This window comes from Clostridium frigidicarnis, from assembly GCF_900111985.1.
GTDB classification, from domain to species: Bacteria; Bacillota; Clostridia; order Clostridiales; family Clostridiaceae; genus Clostridium_Z; species Clostridium_Z frigidicarnis.
The window spans coordinates 1-1,400 of record NZ_FOKI01000104.1 but is presented as its reverse complement, the minus strand read 5'-3'; the positions used below and the strand labels follow the sequence as shown (position 1 = coordinate 1,400).

The 1,400-nt window shown below is 27.3% G+C and carries 1 protein-coding gene; it reads right to left on the bottom strand.

The features are described from left to right. Positions 1 to 1,400, bottom strand: a 1,400-nt coding sequence (locus BM119_RS19470) for a non-ribosomal peptide synthetase (protein WP_143087369.1), incomplete at both ends; no start/stop codon positions are given.

The window sequence follows — 1,400 nt, the reverse complement described above, 5'->3', positions numbered from 1 at the left end:
ATAATATATTTTCTATCTCTCCAATCTCTATTCTAAATCCTCTTATCTTTACTTGGTTATCTATTCTATCTATGAAGTCTATATTACCATCTGGTAACCATCTTGCAAAATCTCCTGTTCTATATATTCTCTTACCTTTATCATAAAAACTTTCTATAAATCTTTCTACATCTAACTCTGGTCTATTTAGGTATCCCTTAGCTAATCTACTTCCACCTATAAATACTTCTCCTGGTACTCCGATTGGTTGTATTTTATTTGATGAATTTAAAATATATACCTTAGTATTTGATATAGGTTTTCCTATAGATATTTTTTTATCACTTTGAACATCTCTCATTATTGTAGTTACAACAGTGTTTTCTGTTGGTCCATATTCGTTAACTATTTCTATATTATCATTTAACTTTTTCGTATACTCTACAGCTTTTGGTGGCATTTTCTCACCTGCTAAAGTTATAACCTTTATGGTTTCTAAATCTTTTTTATCTACAACACTTAATATTGCCAAATATATAGATGGAACACTTATATAATGAGTTACTCCTAATGTTCTTATATAATTTATTAGTTTATAAGGATCTGCCATTTCATAATTATTAACTAATACAACCTTACTTCCTGAAATAATTGGTGTAAAGAAGTTAATTACAAAACCATCAAAAACATAATTAAATATTGGAAGTATAATATGCCCTTCTGATAATTTATATTCTTGTTTTCTCCACAACAAAGTCTCTGTTAAAGATTGATGATTAATTAGTACACCCTTTGGTTTTCCAGTAGTTCCTGATGTGTATATTACATATGCTAAATCACTTAAACTATTTAGATTTTGAAGATTTTCTAAATTACCTTTAAATAAATTTTCCTTGGCTAAATCTATTACTTTTCCATAAAACTCTAGGTTATCTGATAATCCTTCTTTACTTAATAATACTTTACTTTCACTATCTTGTAACATATATCCTATTCTTTGTTTTGGATAGGTCGGATCTATTGGCAAGTATGCTGCTCCTGATTTTAGGATTGCCATTATTCCTATTGCCATTTCTAGAGATTTTTCTACCATTATTGCCACTATTGAATTAGGCTTAACACCTTTATTTCTTAATATCATTGCAAGACTATTAGCTTTTTCATTTAGTTCTTTGTAAGTTAACTTTTTATCTTCAAATACTACTGCAATGTTATCTGGTGTTTTTTCTACTTGGGATTCAAACAGTTCTTGTATTGTACTATTGTTTATATACTCTACCTCTGTATCATTGAAATCATATAATATTTGGTTTCTTTCTTGATCTGATAATAAATCTATACTATCTAACTCTATTTCATTATTATTTATTATTGTTTCTAAAACCTTAATATAATGATTACTTAATCTTTCTATGGTTTCT